The sequence below is a fragment of the Streptomyces sp. NPDC058525 genome (assembly GCF_042719495.1).
GTDB lineage: Bacteria > Actinomycetota > Actinomycetes > Streptomycetales > Streptomycetaceae > Streptomyces.
Genome location: NZ_JBHXNP010000006.1, coordinates 15,360 through 39,851, shown reverse-complemented (window position 1 = coordinate 39,851; position 24,492 = coordinate 15,360). Strand labels below are relative to the sequence as shown.

Below are 24,492 nucleotides of genomic sequence, written 5' to 3'. Positions count from 1 at the left end.
ACCGAAGGAAACCCCATGAACCACGACGTCATCGTGCTCGGCGCGGGCCTCGCCGGCCTCGCCGCCGCACACGACCTCGCCGCCGGCGGAGCCGACGTCCTCGTCGTCGAGGCCCGCGACCGCGTCGGCGGACGCGTCGAACAGACCGAACTCCCCGACGGCCGGCTGGTCCAGCTCGGCGGCGAGGTCGTCGGCCGCGCCCACACCGCGTACACGGCCCTGGTCGCGGAACTCGGCCTCACCCTCACCCCCAGCTACGTCGCCGAACCCGGCGCGCTCACCCGCGCCACCCCCGAAGGGATCTCCGCGGGCGACCCGCCCCACTGGTTCGGCCCCGGCGACGACAGCTGCCACCAGAAGGTCACCGCCGCCTTCTGCGCACTCGCCCGCACCGTCGACCCCGCCGACCCCTGGGCCCACCCCGACGCCACGGCCCTGGACCGGACCTCCGTCGGCGACTGGCTGCGCGCCCAGGGCGCCACCCCGGCCGTCGTCCGCCTCTGGGAGATCGGCCAGCTCGCCCTCGCCGACGGCTCCTACGAGCGCACCTCCCTGCTCGCCGCCCTGCGCAAGCACGCCGCCGTACCCTCACCCGGCCCCGACCACTACGACTACGACGCCTGGGAAGGACTCCGCGTGGCCGAGGGCTCCGCCACGGTCGCCCTGCGCATGGCCGCCGCCCTCGGCGGACGCATACGTACCGGCTCACCCGTCGCAGCCGTCACCGTACGCCGCCCCGGCACCTGCTCCGTTCGACTGGCCGGAGGCGAGACCCTCACCGCGGGGGCCGTCGTCAGCGCCCTGCCCGTCGGCCCGCTCCGTACCGTCACCGTCACCGGCGTCTCCGAGGAGCGCCTCGCCTCCCTGCACCGCCAACGACAGGCACTCGCCGCGAAGTTCGTCGCCGCATACGACCGCCCGTTCTGGCGCGACCGCGGCCGCAGCGGACTCTCCGAATGCGAAGGCGTCCTCGGCAGCACCTGGCCGCAGAGCGACGGCATCCTCTCCGCCCTCGTACCCCCCGAGCGGCTCGGCGTCCTGCTCGGCACGCCCGCCCCGCTGCGCACCCGCGAACTGCTCGACGACATCGCCCGCCTCTACGGCGACGAAGCGCACCACCCCCTCGCCACCCACATCCGCCTCTGGGGCACCGACCCCTGGACCCAGGGCTACGTCACCCAGTGGACCCCCGGCGACGTCACGGCCGTCGGCCCCCGCCACGGCACCCACGAACCGCCCTTCTACGTCTGCGGATCCGACCAGTGGGTGGCCGGCTACATGGAGGGCGCCGTACGCACCGGACGCGACGCCGCGAAGGAGGCGCTGCGCCGTGGCTGAGACCCCGAACACGTCCATGTCCACGTACGCGTACGCCGTGCACAACCACATCGCCGGCGAGGACCGGCCCGCGGCCTCGGGCGAGACGACGGAACTGGTCGACCCCGCCACCGGCCGGGCCCACCGCCACGCCCCCCGCTCCGGCCCGGCCGACGTCGACGCCGCCTGCACCGCCGCCGCCACGGCGTACGCACACTGGTCCACGACCACCCCGGCCGTACGCCAGCGCGCCCTGCTCGGCATCGCCGACGCCATCGAGCGGCACGCGGACGCCCTCGTGGCAGCCGAGACGGGCGACACCGGCAAACCCGCGCACCAGTTCAGGGACGAGGAACTGCCCGCGATCACCGACACCGTACGCTTCTTCGCGGGAGCCGCACGGAACCTGCCCGGCCTCGCCGCCGCCGAGTACACCGAGGGCCGCACCTCCCTGCTGCGCCGCGAACCGGTCGGCGTCTGCGCCCAGATCACACCGTGGAACTACCCCCTGATGATGGCCGTGTGGAAGATCGCCCCGGCGATCGCGGCAGGCAACACGACCGTGCTCAAACCCGCGGACACCACCCCCTCCTCGACCGCCCTCCTCGCACGCATCGCCGCCGAGCACCTGCCGCCGGGCGTGCTCAACGTGGTCTGCGGCGACCGCGACACCGGCCGCGCACTCACCGCCCACCCGGCCGTCGCCCTCGTCGCGCTCACCGGAAGCGTGCGCGCGGGCCGGGAGATCGCGGCCGCCGCGGCCGCCGACCTCAAACGCGTCCACCTGGAACTCGGCGGCAACGCCCCGGTCATCGTCCACGAGGACACCGACATCGAGGAGACGGCCACCGCCCTCGCCGCGGTCGCCTTCTACAACGCGGGCCAGGACTGCACCGCCCCCACCCGCTTCCTCGTCCACCACCGGATCCACGACGCGTTCCTCACCGCCTTCGCGGCCGCGGCGGCGAAACTCCGCACGGGCGGCCCGGACGAACCGGACAGCGACCTCGGCCCCCTGAACAACGCCGCCCAACTCGCCTCGGTCCGCGGCCTGCTGCAACGGCTCCCGAGCCACGCCGAGATCGTGACCGGCGGCGCCCGCCTCCCGCGCCCGGGCTACTTCCACGAGCCCACCGTCGTCGGGAACGTGCGCCAAGGCGACGAGATCGTGCAGGAGGAGATCTTCGGACCCGTGGTGACCGTGCAGCCCTTCACGGACGAGGCGCAGTCCCTGCACCTGGCCAACGACGTCCGCCACGGCCTGGCCGCGAGCATCTGGACGAAGAACCACGACCGGGCCATGCGCGCGACCCGCGCCCTGCACACCGGCATCGTCTGGGTCAACACCCACGGCACCACCGTCTCGGAGATGCCCCACGGCGGTGTCCGGCACTCGGGCTACGGCAGCGACCTCTCCATGGCGGGCCTCCTGGACTACACCCAGGTCAAACACGTCATGCTCTGACCCGCGCCCGCGCCCGCCTCCGCGGGTCAGGGCCGTGGCGTGGTGACCGGGTCAAGGGAGTAGCCGAACAAGCCGTGGTCGCCACCGACGTACAGGGAGCGGCCGTCCGGTCCGAACGCGAGGGCGTGCAGTGCGCCGCGGGTGCGCATGAGGGTCAACGCGCCCTCCTGCTCCGGGTCCCAGATCCGCACGGTCATATCGGCGCCGGCCGACGCGATCAGCGTGCCGTCCGGGCTGATGGCCACCGCGTTGACCCGACCGGTATGGCCGCTGAGCGTCCGGAGCAGCCGGCGGCCGCGGGTGTCCCAGATCTGGATCTCCCCGTCACGGTCCTGAGCGGCCGCCAGCCACGTGTCGTCGGGGCTGATCGCCACGCTCGTGGTCTCCGTCCACCCGTCGTTGCGCAGTTCGAGGCGGTCCTCCCACGACGCTCCGTCCCCGGTGACCATCTGGATGCCTTCCCAGATCCCGAGCGCGAACCAGGAGCCGTCGGAACTGACGGCCACGGACGTGGCCCCACTCATGTAGGGGATGTCGTGGCCCCCCGAAGGGGTTCGGCGGCCCACTGTGCCGTCCTGGTTGACGGCGATGACCGTGGTGTTGTCCGGTCTGACCGCCAGTGCTCGCACGCTGCTCCGATGGCTCGAGACCGACTCCTCCCCGGTGACGCGGTTGAACAGGCGTACGGAACCGTCCCGGGCACCCGTCGCGACCGCCGTTCCGTCCGGGCTGCCGGCCACTGCCTCGAGGTGGCCGCGGTGACCCGTCAGTGTTCCCGTCTCCTCCCCGGTCGCGGGGCTCCAGGTGCGGGCCAGCCCGTCGTCGCCGGTCGTCGCGATCCAGGTCCCGTCCGCACCGATCGCCAGCGTACGTACGGCGACCACCGGCCGAGGTCCGCCGGACGGCCCGGTGCCGACGGACGGGTCACAGACGCGTACCGCACCGTCCGACTTGAGAGCGGCCAGCCACGTGCGGTCGGGACTGATGGCGATGCTCCGCACGTGGCCGATTCCGGTGAGGGGACTGAGCTCGGCACCGCTCGCGGCATCCCACAACCGCACCGTGCCGTCGGTGCCGCCGACGGCCAGCCACGCGCCGTCCGGGCTGACGGAGACGGTGTCCACCGCGCGCAAACGCGGGGTCAGCGCACGGATCTCGGTGCCCGTATCAGTGGTGTGGAGGCTCAGCGTGCCGTTGCCGGCGGCAATGGCGAGCCAGCTGCCGTCCGGGCTGACGGCGGCGGCACGCACCGAGCCCGTACCGCAGGTGACGGTGGTCAGCAGCGTGCCGTCGGCGGTGTTCCAGGTCCGCGCCGTGCCGACGGAGTCGACAGTGGTGAGCAGTGCGCCGTCAGGGGTCGCACCGGCCGCCCGTACGGCGTTCGGGGACCAGATCGTCGGTGTGCCGTTGGGCAGGGCCAGAGTGCGCAGCCGTCTCCAGGAAGCGGTGCTCCACAGTTGGGAGGTGCCGTCCCGATTGACGGTCGCCAGCCATAAGGCGTTCGGATCGGCGACGAGCGCGGTCACCCAGCTGGTGTTGCCACTGAGGGTGTGCACATGGGCTCCGGACGCGGTGTCCCACACCCGCACGCGTCCGTCCGCACCCGCGGTGGCCAGCCACGCGTCCGCCGGACCGATCGCCAACGCGCTCAAGGGACCGTTCTGTTCCCCTCCCAGGGTCCTGATCTCGGTGCCCGTGCTGACGCTCCGGAGACGGACGGTGCCGTCCTGGCCGGCGGTGGCGAACCATGAGCTGTGCGCGTTGACGGCCAGGGCGGTGGCACCGTGCTGCGCGTCGGTGTGGTCGCGCATCAGCGAGGGGTCGGGGAGGTCGGGCGGGAGCCACTTGTCGACCAGCGTGGGACGGGACCTGGCGAGGGGCACGCGGCGGGCGTGCCAATGGGGAAGCGACCCGAGGCGGCTGTGGAGCACGGCTTCGAGGGCCTCGGGAGGGTCCGTCGGGGTGAGCAGGTGCGCCGCACGTGCCAGATCCCGTGCCATCGTGCGCGTCGCAGGTGTCCGGACACGGTCGAGGTCGCGGATGGCGGCGTTGGGCCCCAGCTCCTCCAGGTGCGCCCTGATCCAGCGCAGATCACCGGCCAGGGCTTCGGCGGCGTCCGTCCGGTCGGCGTCCACGAGGTGCTCGACGAGGTGGTCCCGTACGTAGCGGCTCTCGGTTCGCCACCAGGCCCGGTCCACGAGCGCTGTCGTATCCGGGCCGGCGGCCAGACGCGGCAGGTCCGCGGCCAAGGCGTCCACGAACGCACGGTTCACCAAGGCCAGTTCGCCGCCGAGTTCGGCACGCTGGTAGTCCCGGACGACGTCGTGGATCCGTACGACGCCTTCGGCCACGGTGGTGTCGAGCGTGAGCAGGGACAGGTCCGCCATCTGCTTGCACAAGGCCCGCGCCCGTGCTTCGTCCAGATGCCCCGTGGTCTGCCAGAGCCGCAGCAGGAGGGGCACGGGCACGGTCTCGTCCTCGGCGAAGATGCCGAGTTCGGAGAAGCGCCGGGCGCCGTCGGGCGGCAGGAGGGTGGTGGCGGCCTGAATGCTCGCGCGCACGGCGGCATTGCGGCGCTTGGGGTCGTTCAGATCCAGCGGGGCATCGGGATCGTCCGCCCCGGTCGGCCCCTGCGCACGCAGCCGGGTCAGGAGCTGGTAGGCAGCGGCGGCGGGGTCGGCGCCGGTGGCGGCCTGAGCGGCCAGACGCTGATTGGCCATGCGCAGGAGCAGCGCCCACCGGCCCGTGGCATCGACCAGGGCGCGCGAGATCGACTCGGGCAGGTCCAGGCCGTGGTTCAGGACCGCGAGGGCCTGCTGCGAGGACATCCGGTCCACGGTGACCGGACTCGATCCCGGGGGCAGCACACCCGGGTTGCGCGTGGTGACGAGTCTGACGCACGTACGCGGAGCACCGTGCATGAACGGCGCCAGCTGCTCGGCCTCCCAGACGTCGTCCAGGACGAGCAGCATGCGCGGCCGCTGTGCGAGCAGCCCCGCCAAGTGCCGGCCTGCCAGGTCGGGGTCCTGGCCGATGTCGCGTGCGTCGCCGGTGAGGTACCGGGTCACCTCCGCCACCTTCGCCGCGATCGCCGACCGGCCGCGCACCTCGCGCCCGATGGTGACGATGTAGACGTGACCGCGGAAGTGCCGGCGCACCTTGGGATCGGCGCACACCACATTGGCCAGCATGGTCTTCCCGAAACCGCCCGCCCCGTGGAGACCGGTGGTGATGCCCACCGCTCCACCGCCCCGCCGCCCGCACACGGCGGCGACGACCTCCCTCACCTGGGCCCGTTCCACCACCCATTCGGGCACCACCGGCGCGGCGGACAGCGGGAGGCCCGCCTCCGAGGCCTGACCGGCGCGGGACGTGCGCAGCGCCGCGACGAGCGCGGCGATCCCCGCCGTGGCGCCCAGCACACTGGCGACGGGATCCGCCCCGCCCCAACCGTCACGCACCGCCATGGCGCCCAGCCAGACCACCGCGGCCACACAGCAGGCCACTCCCGCACGGACGCCCCAGCTTCTTCCCCCACCCATGGGGTTGATCCTCGCCGCCCGCCCCGCGGCCCGCCACCCCTTCACCGCGGTCCGCCGCGGTGCGTGGTGTCAGCGGCGGAGCACCTTGCGGGACACCGCGTTGCCGAGGAGCTGCGCCGACTGCACGAGCGCGATCAGTACGAGGACCGTCACCACCATCACCGAGGTGTCGAAGCGCAGGTAGCCGTAGGTCATCGCCAGGTTGCCGACACCTCCGCCGCCGACCGTGCCGGCCACCGCCGAGAAGTCGATCAGTGCGACGAGCATGAAGGTCATGCCGAGGACCAGGGGTCCGAGCGCCTCCGGGACGAGGACCGTGAGCAGGATCCGCAGCGGGCTCGCGCCCATGGAGCGGGCCGCCTCGATCACGCCGGGTTCGACGGACAGCAGGTTGGACTCCACGATGCGGGCGACCCCGAACGTCGCGACGACCGTCATCGGGAAGATCGCGGCGTTCGTGCCGATCATCGTGCCGACCACCCCGCGGGTGACCGGGGCGAGCGCGACGATCGCGATGATGAACGGCACGGGCCGGATGATGTTGATGAGCAGGCCCAGGACCGTGTGGACGAACCGGTTCGGCAGGACACCGCCCTTGCGGGTGGCATAGAGGGTGAGTCCCACCGCCAGTCCGCTCACGGTCGACAGCGCCAGGGTGATCAGCACCATGTAGACGGTCTCGCCGGTGGCGTCGAGGACCTTGGGCCAGAACGTGCTCCAATCCGCCTTCACCGGACACCCGCTTCCACGCGGTCGGGGACGCGCAGCCCGGCGACGACGGCCTCGACCGCGCGGTCCTCGCCGCGCAGTTCCAGCGTCACACTGCCCAGGGGGCGTCCGCGAACCTCGGTGACGCCTCCGTGGACGAAGGTGAAGTCGACGCCGTGGACGCGCAGGAGCTCGGAGAGGCCGTCCAGGGCGGGGTTGCCGTCGACGACGGGCAGCGTGACCAGGCGGCCGGGGTGGCGGGCGCGCAACTGTTCCAGGAGGCCGGCGTCCGGCTCGCCGTGCTGCGCGGAGCGGACGAAGGCGGCCGTGGTCGGGTGGCCGGGCCGCGCGAAGACCTCGTACACCTCGCCGCTCTCGACCACCTTGCCGTCCTCCATGACCGCGACGCGGTCGCACAGGGTCCGGACGACCTCCATCTCGTGGGTGATGAGGAGGATCGTGACGCCCAGCTCGCGGTTGACGCGGCGCAGCAGGGCCAGTACCTCGCCGGTGGTCTGCGGGTCGAGGGCGGAGGTCGCCTCGTCGCACAGCAGGACCTTCGGGCGGGTGGCGAGCGCGCGGGCGATGCCCACGCGCTGGCGCTGGCCGCCCGAGAGCTGTTCGGGGTAGCGCTTCCCGTGACCCGCGAGACCGACGAAGTCCAGCGTCTCCTCGGCGCGGGCCCGGGCCGCCGCGCGGTCCATCCCGGCCAGCCGCAGCGGGTAGAGCACGTTGCCCAGGACGGTGCGCGAGCGGAAGAGGTTGAACTGCTGGAAGATCATGCCGATCTCACGGCGGATGGGGCGCAGTTGGCGCTCGCCGAGGGAGGAAAGGTCCTGGCCGTCCAGCAGCACGCTGCCCGAGGTCGGCTCCTCCAGGCCGTTGACCAGGCGCAACAGGGTGGACTTGCCCGCACCGCTGTGCCCGACGACGCCGAAGACCGTGCCCGCCTCGACGGTGAGGCTGACGCCGTCGACGGCGCGCGCCCCGCCCGGGAACTCCTTCGCGACGTCGCGCAGTTCCACGGCGGCGGTCATCGCTTCAGCTGCTTCTGGATACGGGCCACCTCGGCCTGCAGTTCGGCGGCGGGCAGCTCGATGTGGTGGGCGGTGCCGTTGCTGGTGCGGCGGACCTCGTCCTGGACGACCTGCGACGCGTAGAGCTTGACGATCTTCTGGTAGTCCGCGTTGTCCTTCTGGTCCGCGCGGGCGGCGATGACGTTGAGGTAGGGGACGGACTGCGGCCCGGCGGGATCGTCCTTGAAGAGTGCGGTGTCGGCCTTGATGCCGGCGAGTTCGGCGACGCCGTCGTTGATGATCGCGGCGTCCGTGTCCTTGAGGGCCCGGGGGGTCTGCTGGGCGTTGACCGGAGTGAGCTTGACGTGCTTGGGGTTGGCGGTGATGTCGTCGGGGGTGGCGAAGAGGCCTGCGTCCTTCCGCAGCTCGATGATCTTCGCCTGTTCCAGCAGGCGCAGGCCGCGCCCCTGGTTGGCGGGGTCGTTGGGCAGGGCTATCGCGGCCCGGTCGGGGAGGTCGGCGAGCTGCTTGTGCTTGCTGGAGTAGAGGCCGAGGGGGACGACCGTGGTCGCGGCGATGGGGGCGATGTCGGTCTTGTTCTCGGTGTTGGACTGGGCGAGGAAGACCAGGTGCTGGAAGGCGTTGAGCTCGATGTCGCCGGCACTGAGCGCCTTGTTGGGCAGCGAGTAGTCGTCGAACACCACCGTCTCCACGGTGAGTCCCTCCTTCTTGGCCTCCTTGGCGAGGACGTCCCACTCGGGGGAGTCGCCGGAGACGCCGACCCGGATGCGGTGCTCGTCCGAGCCTCCGAGGCCGCAGCCGGACAGGAGGAGCGTGAGGACGGCGGCGGTGGATGCGGCGAGCAGGGTACGTCGACGCGGCAGTGCAGAAATCATTGTGTGATCCATGTGCAGAGGAAGAACCAAACGAAAGGATGGCTGGATCGTAGATCGAAATTGCCCTATGGCCTTCGAATGAGAGGTTCAATTCATGAATCTGCAATGAATGGAAGGGTGCGGCTGTGGCGCCGAGGGGGCGCAGCGTTGGCTACCGCCAGACGACGGCGCACCGGCGGACCGGCCGGCTCCGCGACCTGTCCACGTCGCCCGCGACGCTCCCGGTCGCATTGACCGCGAGCCTCGAGCCGGGTGGGCGTGCCTGACGCGTCCCATCGGGCGGCGTGCCGGGCGCTGTCCGGCGCCCGAGCCCTCCCCCGACTGCGACGCGAGGAAACGTGTCCGAGAGACCGCATCGCGCCGTACCTCTGAATCCGCTCCGCGGGTGTACCACGGGGGAGTACCGCTGGGGTGTACCACCAGTACACCCCAGTGGTACCGTGAGGTCATGCCTCTTCCCCGTTTCGATCGCCTGCCCGCAGAGCGCCGGGAGCTCATCCTGGCCGTGGCCCGCCGGCACTTCGCCGAGCACGGCACCGAAGGCGCCTCCTACAACAAGATCATCGAAGCCGCGGGGGTCTCCAAGACCGCCGCCTACCACTACTTCGACGGCCGCGAAGACCTGCTGACCGCAGTCCTCGACCGGGTGTTGGGACGCTTGCTCGACGCCCTCGGCCCCTGGGCCCCGGCCCGTGACCAGGCCGACTTCCGGTCCCGGTTCGCCGCCGGCTCCGCCGCCCTCGCCACCCACCTGCGCGACCACCCCGAGGACCTGGCCCTCGCCGACGCCGCCATCGGACGCACCCACGCGGGCCCATGGCTCGCCTGGTTCGAAGCCCTGGTCACGGACGGGCAGCGGCTCGGGATGATCCGGACCGACGTGGACCACGGGCTGCTGGTGTCGGCCACCGCGGCGGTCATCCGGGCCGCCGATGCCTGGGCCTTGGCCCGGATGACGGCCGAACCCCGCCCCGAAGCCGCCGGCTTCCCGGAGGACGAGAGCTCGGCACAGCTGTGGCGTCTGCTGCTCGGACTGTGGGGCGGGGCGGCCGCCAATGCCGCCGCAACTGCCGGAGAGGACCCGACCGATGCGCGCTGACCTGCGGATCTCCTGGGACATACCGGACACCCCGCCCGGCCTCGCGGGACGTCTGGAGCGGTTCATGGGCCCGGGCAAGTCCCGTTCCGAGTCCATGGTGGAGACCCTCGGCATCCTCGGCTGCTCCGCGCTCCTGGCCGCCGGCCTGTGGACCTCGGGGGCCGCACGCGACTGGTCCACCGCGCAACTCGTCGTGATCGCCCTCGCCGGACTCGACCTCATCGGCGGCGTGCTCACCAACGCCACCAACGCGGCGAAGCGTTGGTACCACCGGGCCGACCCCGGAGCCAGGCGCGCCCGGCTGCTGTTCGTCTCCGCCCACCTGATCCACCTCGCCGCGATGGGGCTGATCGTCCTGTCCGGTGACCTCAAGTGGACGCTGGCCAACGCCGCGCTGCTGCTCGGCGGGGCGGCGGTCGTGGAGTTCGCGCCGGTGCACGTCAGGCGGCCGGTGGCGATGGCCCTGCTGATGGCGGCCGTCCTGGTCAACCTGTTCTGGCTGCCGGTGCCCGCCGCGCTCGCCTGGTTCGCGCCGCTCTTCTTCCTCAAGCTGCTCGTCTGCCACCTGGTGCCCGAAGCGCCGCTGGAGCGGAGCCGAGATGCCTGAAGCCGGAGCCGACCCCTCCTGGCGGATCGACACCGATCCCGACCCCGACGCCTGCGCCGACCTGCTGGCCGCCGCCTTCGCGCGGGAGCCCGCCGTCTCCTGGATCTGCGGCGGCTCGGTCCGCGTACGCACCCACTGGTTCCGGGCCACCCTGCGCACCCACGCCGGCCTCGACGGAGCCCGTCGTACCGCGCTGGTGGGCGCGGACGGCCCGCTCCTCGCGGCGGCCGTCCTCACCCCGCCGGGCGCGACCCCGGCCGCCGGCGCACGCGCCCTCTGGGCCGCCCGTACCGGGCTGCGCTGCGGGCCGCGCGCCCTCGGCAGGACCCTGCGCTACCTGGACGCCACCGACGCGGGCGCACCCCCGGGGGCCTGGACCCTGGAGTTCGTCGGCGTCCGCCCCGACCTGACCGGACGCGGCGCCGGCCGCCTCCTCCTGGACCACGTCCTGGCGACCGCACCCGCCCCCCACGGCCTGTACCTGACCACCGCAGACCCGGCGAACGTCCCCCTCTACCGCCACTTCGGCTTCACCACGCTGCGCGAAACCCCGCTGGGGCCGCTGCGCGTCACGTCCATGAGCCGCCGTCCGACCGGGCAAGGCCGGGACGGGGGTTGACCTCAAGCGAGGTTCAGGTTGGAGGCTTCCTCGTATGCCGCTGGCCGGCCGTAGGGCAGCGCAGCACTTCACACGTTGGAGGAAGTCCCATGTCGAGCAACGCAGTTCCCAACTCGGGCCCCGCCGGCCCCGCCGTGTCCGTCACCGCCCCCTCGGTCCGCCGTTCCGGCTTCACCTGGTGGAAGGCGCTCGCCACCGGCGCGGCCGGCGCGGTCGTGGTCAATCTGATCGTCCTTGCCGTCGCCAAGCTGGCCGATGCCTCGCTCGTCGTCGTGGACAGCGGCCAGGAGCACCCGATCACGGTCGGGGGCGTCATCAGCGCCTCCGTCGTCCCGCTGGTCGTCGGCATGGGCGCCGCCCTCTTGCTGGCCCTGTGGAAGCCGGTCTTCCTGCGGATCGCGCAGTACGTGGGCGGCGGGCTGGCACTGCTGTCGGTGGCCGGCCCGCTGTCGTCCGGCGCCGACGGCGGCACCGTCGCGGCCCTGGCGCTCATGCACCTCACCCTCGGCGTGGCGGTCGTCGCCGCACTGGAGCTGTACCGCCGCCGCCGTTGAGCTCGTCCATGCCGGTCCGCACGCGAACGACGCCCCGAGCGCGAGCCGTCCGCGCCGGGCCGGCCGCGGCGTGACGTAGGGTGATCGGCGGCGCAGCGGTACCAGTACGGGTACCGGAATCGCAGTGGCGCCCGACGGACGGCACCAGGGACGGGACCCTTCACGATGAAGCTCGGCGAAGCACTGGCGGAGCGCGCGGAGGCAGCTCGCCGCGTAGAACAGCTGCGGTCCCGCATCGTGGCCAACGCCCGCCACCAAGAGGGCGAAACCCCCGCCGAGGACCCGGCCGCACTGCTCGCCGAGGCCGACGAGACCCTCGACGCCCTGGAGTCGCTGATCCGGCGCATCAACCGGACCAACGCCACCGTCGACATGGGCGCCGACGGAACCCTCACCGACGCCCTCGCCCGCCGCGACACCCTGCGCCTGCGCCACTCCGTCCTGACCTCGGCCGCCGACGCCGCCGCGGGCAGCGGGGACCGCGGCTACGGCCGCCAGCTGCGCTCCGAGCTGATGGTGCTCCCCGCACTGCCCGTAGCCGATCTCCGCGCCCGCGCCGACGACGCCGCTCGCGAGATCCGCGAGATCGACGTACGGATCCAGCGCACCAACTGGGAGGCCGACCTCCTGGACTGAGACCCGCGATGTGGAGCAGGTAGTCGCTCCGGAGGCGTGCACAACCGAGGGCCGGCGGTTACCGGCCCGCGTGGCGCGCGGAGAGCAGCGCATCGGGTTCGACTCCCGAGACGACAGTGCAGCTCAGCAGCGTGACATGTCACAGCGCATTGCGCACATCTCATCACCACGTGCAGATCCGGTCGCGACGAGGGCGGGTTCGGGGCATCCACATCGCAGGACGGCGCCCGGCCCGGGAGCTCAGGCTCCCGGACCGGGCGCCGTGTCGTACGCGGGAGTCGCGAGGCCCTGCTCCGGCTCAGTGCGGCACGCCGGCGATGTCGAGAAGCCGGTGCATGAGTGCGGCGGTCAGGGCGGGGTTCCGCGCCGCCGCTCGCGCCATCCCCTCCGGGGGCGAGCCAAGAAGCTCGACGAGGCGGGCATGCGGCAGGTCCGGATGGGAGGCGGCACGGTCGCGGACCATTCGCTCCGTGTCGTGGGAGAGGCGCTCGATGAGCTCCGGTCCGGCCTCCGGGTCGAGCAGGGCCGCATGGCGCAGCCGGTGGTTCGGGTCGTCCGCGAACCGGGCCAGACCGGGGCGCGCGAAGTTGCGGTGGAGCGCCAGCATGCCCCAGCTCAACCCGTTCCAGTCGGCGTACATCTCCACGAGGAGCTCGTGCGGGGCGCGGTCGTTCTCGCAGAGCATCAGCTTGACGTAGTAGTCCTCGTCGGCCGCCAACAGCTCGATCACATCGGCGGGCAGCTCCGGTGCACTCGTGACACCGCGACGCACCAGGACATGGCTGGAGGCGGCCATCTCCCGCAGCGCATCCGGGTCGCCGAAGCGTTCCTCCACCCAGGCCGGCACCGGATGCCGGCCCTCCGGCACCGTGTAGTCGATCGCCGCCCGCTGCTCCTCGGTCACATCCGCGCGCAGGGACACGGCGAGCCGCACGAAAGGCTCGGGATCGGCGGCCAGTTGGAGGGCGAGCGCGGTGGGTACGTGCGGGTTGCGGGCCGCGCCGTGACGCAGCGAACGGTCCTCGTGGGTCGCGAGGAGCGCGGCCAAGGCCGCGTCGACGGGCGCGCTGAACGCGGCGTCGCGGCGGCGGCGTTCGTCCGTCTCGGCGAGGAAGCCCTCGACCGTCGTCGGCAGCGGTACCTCGACGTGGGTGGCGCGCGCGACCGCCTTCCGCACCTGGGGATCGGGGTCGGATTCGGCCGCGGCCCGTACCTCCGGGCGCAGCCTGGGCCAGCTCCACGAGCTGATGGCGGCGGCCCGCACCCGGGGGTCGGGATCCTCGGCGAGCGAGAGCCGCATCCCGTCCGGCAGGCCGGGCAGCCCCGCGGCGAGGAACCGCAGCCGCGCCTGCGGACCGGTGGCGAGGCGTACGGTCAGCTCTGCCGGCAGCTCGACCCCGTACTCACGCGCCACCATCACTGCGGTGCGTTGCACTTTGGGGTCCGTATCCTCGGCCAGCACCGCGAGTGCCTCCGGCGGCAGGAACGGATTCTCGGCCAGCATCAGACGGACCTGCGGGTCGGAGTGCGCGACGGCGGCTCCGGCCGCCCGGGGCGACAACTTCCGGTAGGCGAGCCAGGACCGGGCGTCGGGCAGCGGATCGATCGCGAACACGCGCCGCAGCACGTCCTCCGGCGCCGCGCTGTTCGTGGCGATCCCCACGATCCACTCCACGTACAGAGCGACATCGACTTCGAGCAGCCACGCGGCATCGGCGCGAACCGCGTCGGCTGCCTCTGACACTCCCAAGGGGACGCGCTTCGGCTGATCATCTGCATGTGCCATAAAGCGATCTTCTCAAGCGCCGCGCAGGACCATGCTGTGGCCCGTGGCGGCGGGGGAGGCCATGTCCGTGCCCCTTGCCGCGATCGACCGGCAAGCGATCTCTGATGACGGAGACGCCCCTTGGCCAGCGCACGCCGAACCGCTGCTGCGCCAACTTCGCCCGTGGGTCGGGATGTGGGAGCTGCACTTCAGCAGGTCCTTCGTTGAGGTACACGGGCTGCGTGTTCCCCGCGGGGAAGCCCTGGCACTGGCCCGTGATCAGGGGGCCCAAGGCAGTCGTACGGCCTCGATTTCCGTATCGCAGAGCAGGGCCTCGATGAGTGCGGCGGGGCCCGCCACCTTGGTGGCCCAGAGGTCGTAGTCCGTGCAGAGGATCCAGGACTGGTCCCGGGCCCAGAGATTGGACGGAGTCCAAGCGTCCTCTTCGGGGTGGTCGTACAGCGACTTGGCGTCCGCGAGCGCGCCGGCACGGACGTGCAGGTTGTCGAAGTCCTCGGCCCCCTGAAGCAGCGGGTTGTAGTAGGCCAGGCAGCAGGTTTCCCCGCCCTGCGGGCTGTGCCTGACGAGGACATCGATCAGGCGGTCCCAGTCGGGTCGGTCCAGCCTGCCCTCGGACGGTGCTTTGATGCCGACCGGCCAGCCGCCCGGCTTGATCGACGGGAAGGAAGTGCGGCACGGAAGGTGTCCCTCCGGGACCAGGGGGTCATCGGTGCGCTGAGTGAGCTCCGCCCAGCGCAGTCGGCGCCAACGGGGACCGGGGTGCTCGCCCACGGTGCCGGTGAATACTTCTGCGGGGTCGAGGCCCGGCACGATCTCGGGCCCACCGCCGTTCAGCACGGCCCGCTGGTACGTGAGGTAGGACATGCCGGTCGGCCCGAGCTCGTGTTCGTACATGGAGTGGAGCACCCAGGCGGCGTCGGGCAGTGCTGGCGGCATGAACCCGGTGAGTCCGTCATCGTCGGCCAGTTCCCGCAGCCAATCGGTCTCCCCGGCCGCAGCCGGCGGCCAGCGGGCAGCCGCCCGAGCGGCGGATGTCTCGTTCATCCGTTCAGGATCTCACCGGCGGATGGGGTGAGCGCCGGGCGCCGTTCCGGGCCGACGATCCCCACCCGCCCGGCGCCCTGGACAACCGTGATGGGGAATCAGCTACGGCTGTTGTTCGGCTCCTTTGCCCCGGATGACCCCTCGGCCGGCCTTCACCCGGGGTAACCGGCGAAGGCCACCAGCCGCCCGTGCAGCCGATCCGTGTGCCGATGCGGCCGCTCTGACCTCGCCTTATCGTTGGCCTGAGCTATTGCGGAGAGTGATCGATTCGGGAATGATTCCCCGCCGTGACCATCTTTCTCGCCGTCGCACTCGGCGTGTTTCTCATCGTGCTCTACCTCGTCTTCATCACCCCCAGCCGTGTCGACCGCTGGGTCGGCAAGCACTTCGTGGCATCCGCCTACGGCCTGCCGCCCCGTGAAGTGCTCGACAACCGGCGCCCCGGCCCGCCCCCGCCCGCACACCGGGCACGCGAGATGCAGGCCGTCGCCGACGCCGCGTGGGAAGGGGACTGGAATTCCGCCGCGCGGTACGTCCGGGCTGCGGGCGAGGAGTGGGACGAGCGCTGGTCCCGGCTCGAGCTCCTGAAGGAGATCGCCCGGCAGGACGACACCTGGCTCGACGCCTGGCGCGCCGCCGAGCCGGGCGACTGCGACGCGGCCACCCTGCACGCAAGCATCATGGTCCGGCGCGCCTGGGAGATCCGGGGCAGCGCCTACGCCCACGAGGTCCCGACCTCGGACATGAACCGCTTCCGCGCCATGCTCCCGGCCGCGATCGAGGAGGCCCGGAAGGCCGCGCTGCTCGACCCCGCCAACCCGGGCCCCTGGGTCGTCATGGTCACGGCGGCGCGCGGAGCCCAGTACGGCCACTCGCAGTTCAAGCCGCTCTGGGAGGGGCTCGTCGCCCGCGCGCCCCACCACTACGAGGGCCACTGGCAGGCCCTCCAGTACTGGTGCGCCAAGTGGTTCGGCAGCAACCGGCGGATGATGCGGTTCGCCCGCCAGGCGGTCCGCAAGGCCCCGGCCGGCAGCCCGCTCGCCGGGATCTACCTGCACGCGCTGAACGAGCTCACCGAGCGCTCGCCCGGGGCCGCGCTGCCCGTCACGCCCATGGCGAGGAGTCTGCTGAAGCGGGTCGCCGCCTCCTTCGACCAGGTCGCGCCGGACGACGAGCGCCTGCCGGTCCTGCGCCACCTGCTGGCGCACTACATGCTGCGGTCGATGATGTACGGCCCCGCCCTGGAGCAGTTCCGGCAGATCGGCGCATGGTGCGGAGCCGAACCCTGGCGCAAGGAGGGGAACCCGGTCCTGGCCTTCGAGGCCGCGCGCGGCAGGGCGGTGAAGCTGTCCCGGGCCCGCCCCGTCCCGGCATCACAGGACTACGGGATGGCACGCTAGGGGCCCGCCTGCCCCGACGCCGACTAACGTCGACGAACGCCGAAGAACGCCGACGCGTTCGGCGGTGAGGGTGTCGATCGGCGAGAGCGCCGCGTCTGGTCTCCGGGGCCTGGTGTCCCGGAGACTCGGCTCCCACCTGGTTGGGCCTGCTCATCACCATCGATACGGCCCGGCTCGCAGCATCTCCCCAAGTCCCCGTCTCATACGATGAGTTGACAGGCAAATACACCCGACGGGGTACGTCACAGCAACCACGGTCTGACGCCGACTGCCGCCACTGCTGGCTAGTTTCGTGGACATGACCACTCTCTCCAGGGCGGCCACCGCCGCCGCAGTCGCACTCGCCCTGTCCCTGTCCCTGCCGCTCGCCCTCGCCGGCCCGGCCTCGGCCGCGGCCCCGTCCGTACCGAGGCATGTGGCCGAGGCGCCGGCCGAGGTCGGGACCGAGGGCCGGGCCGCACTCCCGCGCCCGACCGGCCCGTCGCCCGTCGGCAGCTCCGTCCTCCATCTCGTGGACCGCTCGCGCCCCGACCCGTGGATGCCGGAGGCGCACGGGCGCGAGCTGATGGTGACTCTCCACTACCCCGCCGCGCGCACCGGCGGAGCCGGGCGCACGACCCCGTACGCGACCACCGCGGAGACCCAGGCGTTGATCGATGGGTATGGGCTCGGCGAAGCCATCTCGGCAGCCGAGTTGAGCGCGATGCGCACGTACGCGAGGAAGGACGCGCGCCCGGCACCGGGCCGGTACCCGCTCGTCGTCCTGTCTCCCGGCTTCACGGTCTCCCGCTATACCCTCACCGCTCTCGCCGAGGGCCTGGCCAGTCGCGGCTACGTGGTGGCCTCCGTGGACCACGCGTACGAGTCCCTCGGGATCCAGACCCCCGACGGGCGGCTGCTGACCTGCGCGGCGTGCGGGCCCATCAGCGAGGGGCAAGTACCGGAGAGCAAGATCACCGCGGGTCGGGCCCGCGACGTGTCGTACGTCGTGGACCGGCTGACGGGACGGCACCCGGTCTGGAAGTACGCCGAGACGATCGACCGGCGCAGGATCGGCATGGCCGGTCACTCCATCGGCGGCGCCGCCGCCGCGACCGCGATGCTGGCCGACGAGCGGATCCGCGCGGGCATCAACATGGACGGTTCCTTCCACGACACCCTGCCCGAGGAGGGCCTGGGAGGGCGCCCGTTCATGCTGCTCGGCACGGACGACGACATGCACCGGCCCGGCGGCACGGACCACACCTGGGACGAGGCGTGGGAGCGGTTCGGCGGCTGGAAGCGGTGGCTGACCCTGGCCGGGTCCGACCACTTCACCTTCACGGACGGGGCCGTCATCCTGGACCACTTCGGCGTGCCGCGCAGCCCGCTGCCGGCGGATCGGGCCCTGGTCCTCACCCGCGCCTATGTCGCGGCGTTCTTCGACCGGCACCTGAAGGGCACCGCCCAGCCGCTGCTCGACGGACCGTCGCCGGCCAACCCGGAGATGGTCTTCCACAATCCCTGATCCCCGCACCGCGGCGGAGACGGACCACGGCAGTCCGACCCGACCCGACCCCGTCCGACCCGACCCGACCCCGTCCGGCCCGGCCCGGCCCGGTCCCGTCCGGACTCCTGGGCCGGTGCCCTCTCAAGGGCGTGCGGGTGCGGCGCTGTTCCGGGTACGAGGACTACGGCTCAGGTAGCGACTGGCCGGTAGATGAAGCCGGTCAACGGCGCGAGGACCTTCCAGTCGAGCGTTTCGTAGAGCGCACGGCCTTGGACGGTCGCGGCGAGGATGCCGGTGGCCACACCGTTCTCGATGGCCGCGTTGGTGAGTGCGCCCATCACCACCGTCCCCAGGCCGAGGCGCTGATGAGCCTCCTCGGTGATGATCTGATCGAAGACGCACGCGGCACCCGTCAGCCCGACCTGACCGCGCGCGGCGAGCGCCCCGTCTGCGGCCAGGATGCGCACACTTACGACACCGTCGGAGGTCTCGGCGGTGGACGTGTAACCGTCGGGGGCGCGTACGACGGCCGGACGCAGGTCGACGGCCATCAGAAACCCGGGATCGGTCGGTTCCCATTCCGGCGAGAACCACGGCTGCATGACGTCCGGTTCCAGGAAGCCCTTGATGCAGGTGGCCGGTTCGGTGATCGAGCCGACGAGCTCGCGCGCGGTCTCGGCATCGGCGTCGAGTAGGACGTGACGGACCGTCTCGGACGGCAGCCCGACCTGAATGCTCAACCCCCACGGCACGTCCACCGGCTTCGGCGCCCGCCGCGAGACGGTCCATCCCTCGACCCACGAGCGCGCGAGATCCAACATCCGGACACCCCTCCGAGTAATGCCCCCGACCTTGATTGGGATGTTACACAAGCGTGGTGACAACCAGACCCTCGCGGATTCCCTCCGCCGCTCCTTGCGGCAGGTCAGCGACCGCAGCCTCCGGCCCGGTCCACTGGCCTGTGGGGCCGCAGCGAATCGGGAGTCATTAGAGACAGTGCGTGCTCAGTACGGGAGGGCGGCGGCACTTGAGCCCAACCCGGCTGAGAGACTTCGGTGGTGAGCACCACGCGCCGCCCTCTCGGGCACGGACCGATCCCCCTCGACGACGGTCAGACCGTCCGCACTACCCGTGGCCGGACGGCCTCCGAGCGGGCCGCCGAGGAAGCACCTCAGCAGCCCGCCCCGCGTGAGGGGACCGAGCCCCCGCCCCTCCGGCGCGGCCTCGGGGCCGGTCCCCGCACCTGACGGTCGGCGACCCGGGAGGGGAGCGCCGCGGCGGACGTGCAGCGGTGGGTCTTCTCACCCCCGGTTGCTGCACCCGCGAAGCCTCAGCCCTGTCAGTAGGTCGGGCAGAGGTTGGTCTGCACGGCGGCGAGGATGAACGCGGCCTTGGTGGGGCCGAAGCCGTCCGGGTGGTTGGGGCCGGTGAAGCGCCGGTTCGTTGACTCGACGCGCTTGGTCGGGTCCTTCTCGTCCTTCATGGACTGGCACTGGTTCAAGCCGCGACTGATGGCCTTGTCGTCGTCGCCGCCCACGATCTCGGGGTCGATCTTGTTGAGCGCTGCGAGGTATATCGCGCGCTGGGCGGGAGCCGGGCTCGGCGGGATGCCGGCTGCGGATTGTGTGGCCCCGGGGTCGGCAGTGGGCGTCGAGGCGGGTGCGGAGGCGCTGGGCTTCGGTTTGCTTTCGTCGCTCATGCCCGCGTGGTCCGCGTCCGGATCGGAGCATCCAGTGAGAGCGAGGAGAGCTGTGGCGGCGGCTGCGGCAAGGGCGATGGTGTGGTGTGTACGCATCAGGACATGGTGGATTGTCGGCGGCTGGGGGTGGGGCGGAGTTGCAGTGCTGTGACAGACTGCAGACCGCATGTCACAGCCCACAGGCCACAGACCACATGTCACAGACCCACAGCCGCCTCGTGACCTCCCTCAGCGGCTCACTGCCCCTTCTCGGTGATCATGTCGATCAGGCTCTGCACCGTGTTGTCACCCGAGGAGAGATCGGCGAGCTCGACCCCTTCAAAAGTGACGACCTCGGTGCTGCGGAGGAACATGGCCTGCTCGTATGCGGTGAACGCGGCCTCGATGTCGTCGGGGTGCGCGGCGAGGGCCCGGCCGAGTTCGGCGCCGTCGAGCATCGCCAGGTTGGCGCCTTCGCCGTTCGGGGCCGCGAGGTGGGCGGCATCGCCGAGAAGCGTCACTCCCGGCACCCGGTCCCACCGGTGCCCGGTCGGCAGAGCGTAGTGGGGTCGCAGAACCGGCCCGGTATCGCCGTCGGTGATCAGCGCGGTGAGCTCCGCCGCCCAGCCGTCGAACTCCTGCGCGATGCGCGCGGTGGCCGCGGCCGCATCGGTGAAGTCGATGGCGGCGAACCAGTCGAGCGGCCTCGCCAGCGCCACATAGGTGTGCAGAGTGTCTCCGCTTTCCCGGTGGGCGAAGATCTCCGTGCCCGGCTCGGGCGCGATCAGCATTCCGCCGCCGACCGCCTTCGCGGCGCCGGGATGCCGGGTGTCGGCGTCGAACAGGTACGTCTCGACGAACGACGTGCCGGTGTACTCGGGTGTGGCGGCCGAGAGCAGCGGCCGGACCCGCGACCACGCGCCGTCCGCGCCGACCAGCAGACTGCTGATGACGGTGCTGCCGTCCGTGAACGTCACCTCGTGGCGGCCCTCCCCGAGCGCGCGGGCGCTGCCGGCCTTGTGCCCCCATCGGACGGTCCCGGCCGGGAGCGAGTCGAGCAGGATCCGGCGAAGTTCGCTGCGCTGCGCCTCGGGGCGTCCGCCCGTGCCGTCGAAGCCCCGGCGAAGCGGATAACGGCCGAAACGCTAAACGTCAACTTTAGGGTCAGTTGTGAAGGGGCTGGGCGTGCGGTGGGACCTGGTGCCTGGGGCCTGGTGCACATGGGCGGCGCCGTTGTCAGTGGTGGCGTGCATGATCGGTGTGTCAGTTCTTCTACGGGGATGGGGAAGCGCATGCCGATCACGAACCAGCGGGTGGCAGAGCACGTATTTCTGCGGCACATGTACGGGGACTCGTACTACCCCGATCACGTCGTCGGCCAGGGTGGAGCGATCCTGCTGCGCCTGTGCGAGCGCATTGAGGCTGACCAGCCGTCGGACCTGAAGGCTCTGTATGCGCTGACGCAGGCCGCGACGGAGGAGTTCAACCTGCTGGAGGCGGAGTTCGAGGCGGCCGGGAGCGAGATAGAGACGGTTGCGCGCGAGTGGATCGCCGAGGACTTCTGGTTCGTCGCGTCGGCATACGGGTTCACCGACGCGGATGTGGAGGAACTGATCGCGGGCCGGGACTGGTGAACGAAACCGAAGACCAGCACCAGCGGGCAAGATGACCTCATGACAAAACTGTCCGTACGGTCGGGTCGTGCCTCCTCTGGCTCACTGCTGTCGCTGTGGTCACACGACTCCGTGCTGTCGATCGGCTCAGTGGGATCCGTCCTGTCCGTGGGCTCCGTCGGTTCGGCCCTGTCGATCGCGTCCATCGGGAGCGCCTTGTCGGTCGGGTCGATCGGTTCCTCCCTGTCGCTGATCTCAACCGGGTCGTGGCTGAGTACGGGATCGGTGTTTTCCGCGCAGTCGCGGTGGTCGGTGCTGTCCTGGCGTTCTTCTCACGGTTTCCTGGCTGCGGGAGCGGTAGGGGCAGCAGCCGGGGGAGCCCTGCTGCTGGCCCACATGCTGCACAAAGTCGAAGCCGGCACCGAATAGCCCTGATCGGGGCTTGTCCGAGCCCCGCATCCGGCGGCCCACCGGCCCACCATCGCCTCGCCGCGCACTTCGTCCGGGCCGTCTAACCCCCGACTGGGTGAAACCGGGCCCGGCGTGGCGATGAGTCTGCGCGCACCGGGAGGTCTACCTCTTGACGGAGACGACCGACTCACCGGGAGCAAGCCATGGGCCTCATCCATATCGAGATGTTCGCGACCCTCGACCTCGTCGGGCAGGCGCCCGGCGGCCCCGACGAGGACCCGGAGGGGTTCCCGTTCGGAGGCTGGCAGGCGCCCTTGCTGGACGAAGTCGCCGGGGCGCAAGTCGGTGCCGCGTACGAGGGCACGGATGCGCTCCTGCTCGGCCGGCGGACGTACGACATCTTCGCCGCCTTCTGGCCGTACTACGAGGGGAGCGAGGACAGCGAGATCGCCACGCTCTTCAACAGCATCCCGAAGTACGTGGCTTCTCGCGGCAAGCCCGACCTCTCGTGGGCCGGGTCCACGCAGCTCGGCCCGGACCTCGCCGCCGAGGTACGCGAGATCCGTGACCGGCACGAGAACGTGAAGGTCGTCGGGAGCCTGAACCTCGTGCAGACCCTGCTGCGCGAAAGGCTCTTCGACCGAATCGACCTCTGGCTGCACCCGATCGTGCTCGGCGTCGGCAAGAAGCTGTTCGAGGACGGCGCGGTGCCGACCAACATCACGCTCCTCGCACCCCCGGTGGCCAGCCCGAAGGGCACCGTGTACCTGCGCTACGGGCTCGCCGACGGCATCCCCGCGACGGGGGACATGAGCGCACCCGACCGCGGTGCCGGAAGCGACACCTGAGGCCACCGCGCGCCTGGCGGCTCCGTGCCACAGCGCAGCGGGCCGGGGCATGTTGCGTACGCAGGCAGCCACGGCCCCTGCGGCAACATGGTGTTCACGACATCGCGCCGCCGGGGGTAACAACCGCTTTCTAGCGTGACCGACCGTGGGATCAGGCGTAAACAGGGCTGCCGGGAACCACCCGTGACGGGCCCGTCGCCCCCGTCCTGTCAACGGCGCCGCACGGGCTCCCCACCGCATCGCACCACGTGCACCCGCACCTGCACCCAGCCCCCACCGGGAGGCGTGGCATGAGCACCACCGAGTCACGACGGACGACGACGCGTACGACGGATGCGACAGACTCATCGGCAACAACAGCAACAGCGGCCATGAAGGAGCCTGCTGTTGCCGACCAGGCAGTCAAGGAGACGCTCGAGGACTACACCCTCCGTTTCGCACCCCGCAGTTACCGCCGCTGGTCCCCCATGGTCGTGGCCACCACCGCCCTCGGCGGCATCGCCTACATGGCCGACTTCTCCATCGGCGCCGGCATCGGCCTGGCCCACGGCACCGGCAACGCGCTCGTGGCCATCGCCGTCGCCGCGGTCGTCATCTTCATCACCGGCTTCCCGCTGGCCTACTACGGCGCCCGCTACAACATCGACCTCGACCTGATCACCCGCGGCTCCGGCTTCGGCTACTACGGTTCGGTCATCACCAGCATCATCTTCGCCAGCTTCACCTTCATCTTCTTCGCCCTCGAAGGCGCGATCACGGCCCAGGGCCTCAAGCTCGGCCTCGGACTGCCGCTGTGGCTGGGCTATGCCGTCTCCACGCTCATGGTGATCCCGCTGGTCATCTACGGCATGAAGGCGCTCAGCAAGCTCCAGGTGTGGACCACCCCGGTCTGGCTCCTGCTCATGGTCGCTCCGCTCGTCTACCTGGTCGCCAACGACCCCGGCACGGTGGACCGTTTCCTCGGCTACGCCGGCACGAACGGCGACGGCGCCGTCAACACCGCCTCCGTCCTGCTCGGGGCGGGCGTGTGCCTGTCCCTGATCGCGCAGATCGGAGAGCAGATCGACTACCTGCGCTTCATGCCGCCCAAGACCGAGGCGAACAAGCGCGCTTGGTGGACCGCCGTGGTCATGGCCGGCCCCGGGTGGGTCGTGCTCGGTGCGCTCAAGCAGGCTATCGGCGTCTTCCTCGCCGTCTACATCATCGCCGAGGTCGGACCGGCCGCCGCCCCCGAGCCCATCCAGCAGTTCCGCGGCGCCTTCGACGCGATGATGCCGTCCTGGCTGGTCGTCCCGCTGGCCGTGGTCCTGGTCGTCATCAGCCAGACTGAAGCTGTCGCCGCTCCAGCCGGAGTTCCGCCGGGGCATGCTCCACGCGGTCAATCCGGTCGGCGTCGTGGCCTTCGTCGCCGCCTCCGGCCTGTCGATCGCGATGTACTTCCACCTCCTCGGCGACACCCTCCAGCCCTACTCGCCCGTGGCCGCAGCCCTCATCGCCTTCGTCGTCACCCCGCTGATGGCCGCGGTCACCAAGGGCCGTTACTACGTGCGCCGCACCGACGACGGCATCGCCGAGCCCCTGCTGGACACCGACGGCAACCCGAGCGCGGTCACCCTCGACTGCCACGTCTGCCACCAGCCGTACGAGCGCCCCGACCTCACCGCCTGCGTCACGCACGACGCGGCCGTCTGCTCGTTGTGCCTGAGCACCGACAAGACCGGCGCCCACGTCCTGCCGGCCACTGCATAACCAGCCCCGGTAGAC

Annotated in this window: 20 protein-coding genes and 2 pseudogenes; 13 read left to right on the top strand and 9 right to left on the bottom strand. The window is 71.4% G+C overall.

Going from position 1 to position 24,492, the window contains the following annotated elements; genetic code table 11:
• The first annotated feature begins 15 nt into the window (after positions 1-15).
• Positions 16-1,338, top strand: a complete 1,323-nt coding sequence (locus ACFWP3_RS04895) for a flavin monoamine oxidase family protein (RefSeq protein ID WP_384216226.1) — start codon at positions 16-18, stop codon at positions 1,336-1,338.
• Between the two features lie 16 nt (positions 1,339-1,354).
• Positions 1,355-2,782 (top strand): aminobutyraldehyde dehydrogenase, encoded by a 1,428-nt coding sequence (locus tag ACFWP3_RS04890; RefSeq protein ID WP_384216462.1) that lies wholly within the window; start codon positions 1,355-1,357, stop codon positions 2,780-2,782.
• Between the two features lie 26 nt (positions 2,783-2,808).
• Here the strand turns inward: ACFWP3_RS04890 and ACFWP3_RS04885 are convergent, their stop codons facing one another.
• The 4 genes from ACFWP3_RS04885 to ACFWP3_RS04870 all read right to left on the bottom strand — a co-directional run bounded on the left by ACFWP3_RS04885 (position 2,809) and on the right by ACFWP3_RS04870 (position 8,944).
• Complete coding sequence (locus ACFWP3_RS04885) at positions 2,809-6,324, bottom strand: NB-ARC domain-containing protein (protein ID WP_384216224.1); 3,516 nt, start codon at positions 6,322-6,324, stop codon at positions 2,809-2,811.
• Between the two features lie 69 nt (positions 6,325-6,393).
• On the bottom strand, positions 6,394-7,056 hold the full coding sequence (locus ACFWP3_RS04880; RefSeq protein ID WP_384216222.1) for a methionine ABC transporter permease: 663 nt from the start codon (positions 7,054-7,056) through the stop codon (positions 6,394-6,396).
• Entirely contained in the window at positions 7,053-8,069 is a 1,017-nt protein-coding gene (locus ACFWP3_RS04875) for a methionine ABC transporter ATP-binding protein (RefSeq protein ID WP_384216220.1), read from the bottom strand. Before ACFWP3_RS04875 ends, ACFWP3_RS04880 begins: the two co-directional genes overlap by 4 nt.
• Positions 8,066-8,944: a MetQ/NlpA family ABC transporter substrate-binding protein gene (locus tag ACFWP3_RS04870; protein ID WP_384216217.1), complete on the bottom strand. Its 879-nt coding sequence runs from the start codon at positions 8,942-8,944 to the stop codon at positions 8,066-8,068. Before ACFWP3_RS04870 ends, ACFWP3_RS04875 begins: the two co-directional genes overlap by 4 nt.
• A gap of 448 nt (positions 8,945-9,392) precedes the next feature.
• On the opposite strand from ACFWP3_RS04870, the gene ACFWP3_RS04865 reads away from it, so the two are divergent.
• The 5 genes from ACFWP3_RS04865 to ACFWP3_RS04845 all read left to right on the top strand — a co-directional run bounded on the left by ACFWP3_RS04865 (position 9,393) and on the right by ACFWP3_RS04845 (position 12,459).
• Positions 9,393-10,043: a TetR/AcrR family transcriptional regulator gene (locus tag ACFWP3_RS04865; protein ID WP_384216215.1), complete on the top strand. Its 651-nt coding sequence runs from the start codon at positions 9,393-9,395 to the stop codon at positions 10,041-10,043.
• Entirely contained in the window at positions 10,033-10,650 is a 618-nt protein-coding gene (locus ACFWP3_RS04860; protein WP_384216213.1) for a hypothetical protein, read from the top strand. Before ACFWP3_RS04865 ends, ACFWP3_RS04860 begins: the two co-directional genes overlap by 11 nt.
• Complete coding sequence (locus ACFWP3_RS04855) at positions 10,643-11,269, top strand: GNAT family N-acetyltransferase (RefSeq protein ID WP_384216211.1); 627 nt, start codon at positions 10,643-10,645, stop codon at positions 11,267-11,269. Before ACFWP3_RS04860 ends, ACFWP3_RS04855 begins: the two co-directional genes overlap by 8 nt.
• Before the next feature lie 89 nt (positions 11,270-11,358).
• Positions 11,359-11,823, top strand: a complete 465-nt coding sequence (locus ACFWP3_RS04850) for a DUF6069 family protein (RefSeq protein WP_384216209.1) — start codon at positions 11,359-11,361, stop codon at positions 11,821-11,823.
• Positions 11,824-11,988: 165 nt separating this feature from the next.
• Entirely contained in the window at positions 11,989-12,459 is a 471-nt protein-coding gene (locus tag ACFWP3_RS04845; RefSeq protein ID WP_384216207.1) for a DIP1984 family protein, read from the top strand.
• Positions 12,460-12,757: 298 nt separating this feature from the next.
• Here ACFWP3_RS04845 and ACFWP3_RS04840 read toward each other — a convergent pair whose 3' ends face one another.
• Together ACFWP3_RS04840 and ACFWP3_RS04835 are read right to left on the bottom strand one after the other, a co-directional pair.
• A complete protein-coding gene (locus ACFWP3_RS04840; protein ID WP_384216205.1) occupies positions 12,758-14,203 on the bottom strand; it encodes a hypothetical protein in 1,446 nt (481 codons plus the stop codon).
• A gap of 300 nt (positions 14,204-14,503) precedes the next feature.
• Complete coding sequence (locus ACFWP3_RS04835) at positions 14,504-15,289, bottom strand: hypothetical protein (protein ID WP_384216204.1); 786 nt, start codon at positions 15,287-15,289, stop codon at positions 14,504-14,506.
• A gap of 287 nt (positions 15,290-15,576) precedes the next feature.
• Between ACFWP3_RS04835 and ACFWP3_RS04830 the strand changes: the two genes are divergently transcribed.
• Together ACFWP3_RS04830 and ACFWP3_RS04825 are read left to right on the top strand one after the other, a co-directional pair.
• Entirely contained in the window at positions 15,577-16,689 is a 1,113-nt protein-coding gene (locus tag ACFWP3_RS04830) for a hypothetical protein (RefSeq protein WP_384216202.1), read from the top strand.
• Between the two features lie 298 nt (positions 16,690-16,987).
• A complete protein-coding gene (locus ACFWP3_RS04825) occupies positions 16,988-18,196 on the top strand; it encodes an alpha/beta hydrolase family protein (RefSeq protein ID WP_384216200.1) in 1,209 nt (402 codons plus the stop codon).
• Positions 18,197-18,366: 170 nt separating this feature from the next.
• Here the strand turns inward: ACFWP3_RS04825 and ACFWP3_RS04820 are convergent, their stop codons facing one another.
• From ACFWP3_RS04820 to ACFWP3_RS04810, 3 genes and pseudogenes are all read right to left on the bottom strand, one after another.
• Positions 18,367-18,999 (bottom strand): GNAT family N-acetyltransferase, encoded by a 633-nt coding sequence (locus tag ACFWP3_RS04820; RefSeq protein WP_384216198.1) that lies wholly within the window; start codon positions 18,997-18,999, stop codon positions 18,367-18,369.
• Positions 19,000-19,517: 518 nt separating this feature from the next.
• Positions 19,518-19,973: a DUF732 domain-containing protein gene (locus ACFWP3_RS04815; RefSeq protein ID WP_384216196.1), complete on the bottom strand. Its 456-nt coding sequence runs from the start codon at positions 19,971-19,973 to the stop codon at positions 19,518-19,520.
• A gap of 140 nt (positions 19,974-20,113) precedes the next feature.
• A pseudogene (locus ACFWP3_RS04810) lies at positions 20,114-20,968 on the bottom strand (FAD-dependent oxidoreductase); the annotation flags it as partial.
• Positions 20,969-21,148: 180 nt separating this feature from the next.
• Between ACFWP3_RS04810 and ACFWP3_RS04805 the strand changes: the two are divergent.
• The 4 genes and pseudogenes from ACFWP3_RS04805 (at position 21,149) to ACFWP3_RS04790 (ending at position 24,477) form a co-directional block, all read left to right on the top strand.
• Positions 21,149-21,490, top strand: coding sequence for a DUF5713 family protein (locus ACFWP3_RS04805; protein WP_384216194.1), 342 nt, complete (start codon positions 21,149-21,151; stop codon positions 21,488-21,490).
• Positions 21,491-21,529: 39 nt separating this feature from the next.
• Positions 21,530-21,898, top strand: coding sequence for a hypothetical protein (locus ACFWP3_RS04800; protein WP_384216192.1), 369 nt, complete (start codon positions 21,530-21,532; stop codon positions 21,896-21,898).
• 185 nt (positions 21,899-22,083) lie between these two features.
• Positions 22,084-22,728: a dihydrofolate reductase family protein gene (locus ACFWP3_RS04795; protein WP_384216190.1), complete on the top strand. Its 645-nt coding sequence runs from the start codon at positions 22,084-22,086 to the stop codon at positions 22,726-22,728.
• Between the two features lie 290 nt (positions 22,729-23,018).
• Positions 23,019-24,477, top strand: a pseudogene (locus ACFWP3_RS04790) (allantoin permease).
• Positions 24,478-24,492: the final 15 nt, after the last annotated feature.

Coding starts and splice junctions, on each gene's coding strand:
- ACFWP3_RS04870 (WP_384216217.1), bottom strand. CDS start 8,944: ATGATTTCTGCACTGCCGCGTCGACGTACCCTGCTCGCCGCATCCACC.
- ACFWP3_RS04835 (WP_384216204.1), bottom strand. CDS start 15,289: ATGAACGAGACATCCGCCGCTCGGGCGGCTGCCCGCTGGCCGCCGGCT.
- ACFWP3_RS04815 (WP_384216196.1), bottom strand. CDS start 19,973: ATGCGTACACACCACACCATCGCCCTTGCCGCAGCCGCCGCCACAGCT.
- ACFWP3_RS04795 (WP_384216190.1), top strand. CDS start 22,084: ATGGGCCTCATCCATATCGAGATGTTCGCGACCCTCGACCTCGTCGGG.
- ACFWP3_RS04885 (WP_384216224.1), bottom strand. CDS start 6,324: ATGGGTGGGGGAAGAAGCTGGGGCGTCCGTGCGGGAGTGGCCTGCTGT.
- ACFWP3_RS04865 (WP_384216215.1), top strand. CDS start 9,393: ATGCCTCTTCCCCGTTTCGATCGCCTGCCCGCAGAGCGCCGGGAGCTC.
- ACFWP3_RS04820 (WP_384216198.1), bottom strand. CDS start 18,999: ATGTTGGATCTCGCGCGCTCGTGGGTCGAGGGATGGACCGTCTCGCGG.
- ACFWP3_RS04845 (WP_384216207.1), top strand. CDS start 11,989: ATGAAGCTCGGCGAAGCACTGGCGGAGCGCGCGGAGGCAGCTCGCCGC.
- ACFWP3_RS04850 (WP_384216209.1), top strand. CDS start 11,359: ATGTCGAGCAACGCAGTTCCCAACTCGGGCCCCGCCGGCCCCGCCGTG.
- ACFWP3_RS04855 (WP_384216211.1), top strand. CDS start 10,643: ATGCCTGAAGCCGGAGCCGACCCCTCCTGGCGGATCGACACCGATCCC.
- ACFWP3_RS04800 (WP_384216192.1), top strand. CDS start 21,530: ATGACAAAACTGTCCGTACGGTCGGGTCGTGCCTCCTCTGGCTCACTG.
- ACFWP3_RS04805 (WP_384216194.1), top strand. CDS start 21,149: ATGCCGATCACGAACCAGCGGGTGGCAGAGCACGTATTTCTGCGGCAC.
- ACFWP3_RS04895 (WP_384216226.1), top strand. CDS start 16: ATGAACCACGACGTCATCGTGCTCGGCGCGGGCCTCGCCGGCCTCGCC.
- ACFWP3_RS04875 (WP_384216220.1), bottom strand. CDS start 8,069: ATGACCGCCGCCGTGGAACTGCGCGACGTCGCGAAGGAGTTCCCGGGC.
- ACFWP3_RS04890 (WP_384216462.1), top strand. CDS start 1,355: ATGTCCACGTACGCGTACGCCGTGCACAACCACATCGCCGGCGAGGAC.
- ACFWP3_RS04825 (WP_384216200.1), top strand. CDS start 16,988: ATGACCACTCTCTCCAGGGCGGCCACCGCCGCCGCAGTCGCACTCGCC.
- ACFWP3_RS04860 (WP_384216213.1), top strand. CDS start 10,033: ATGCGCGCTGACCTGCGGATCTCCTGGGACATACCGGACACCCCGCCC.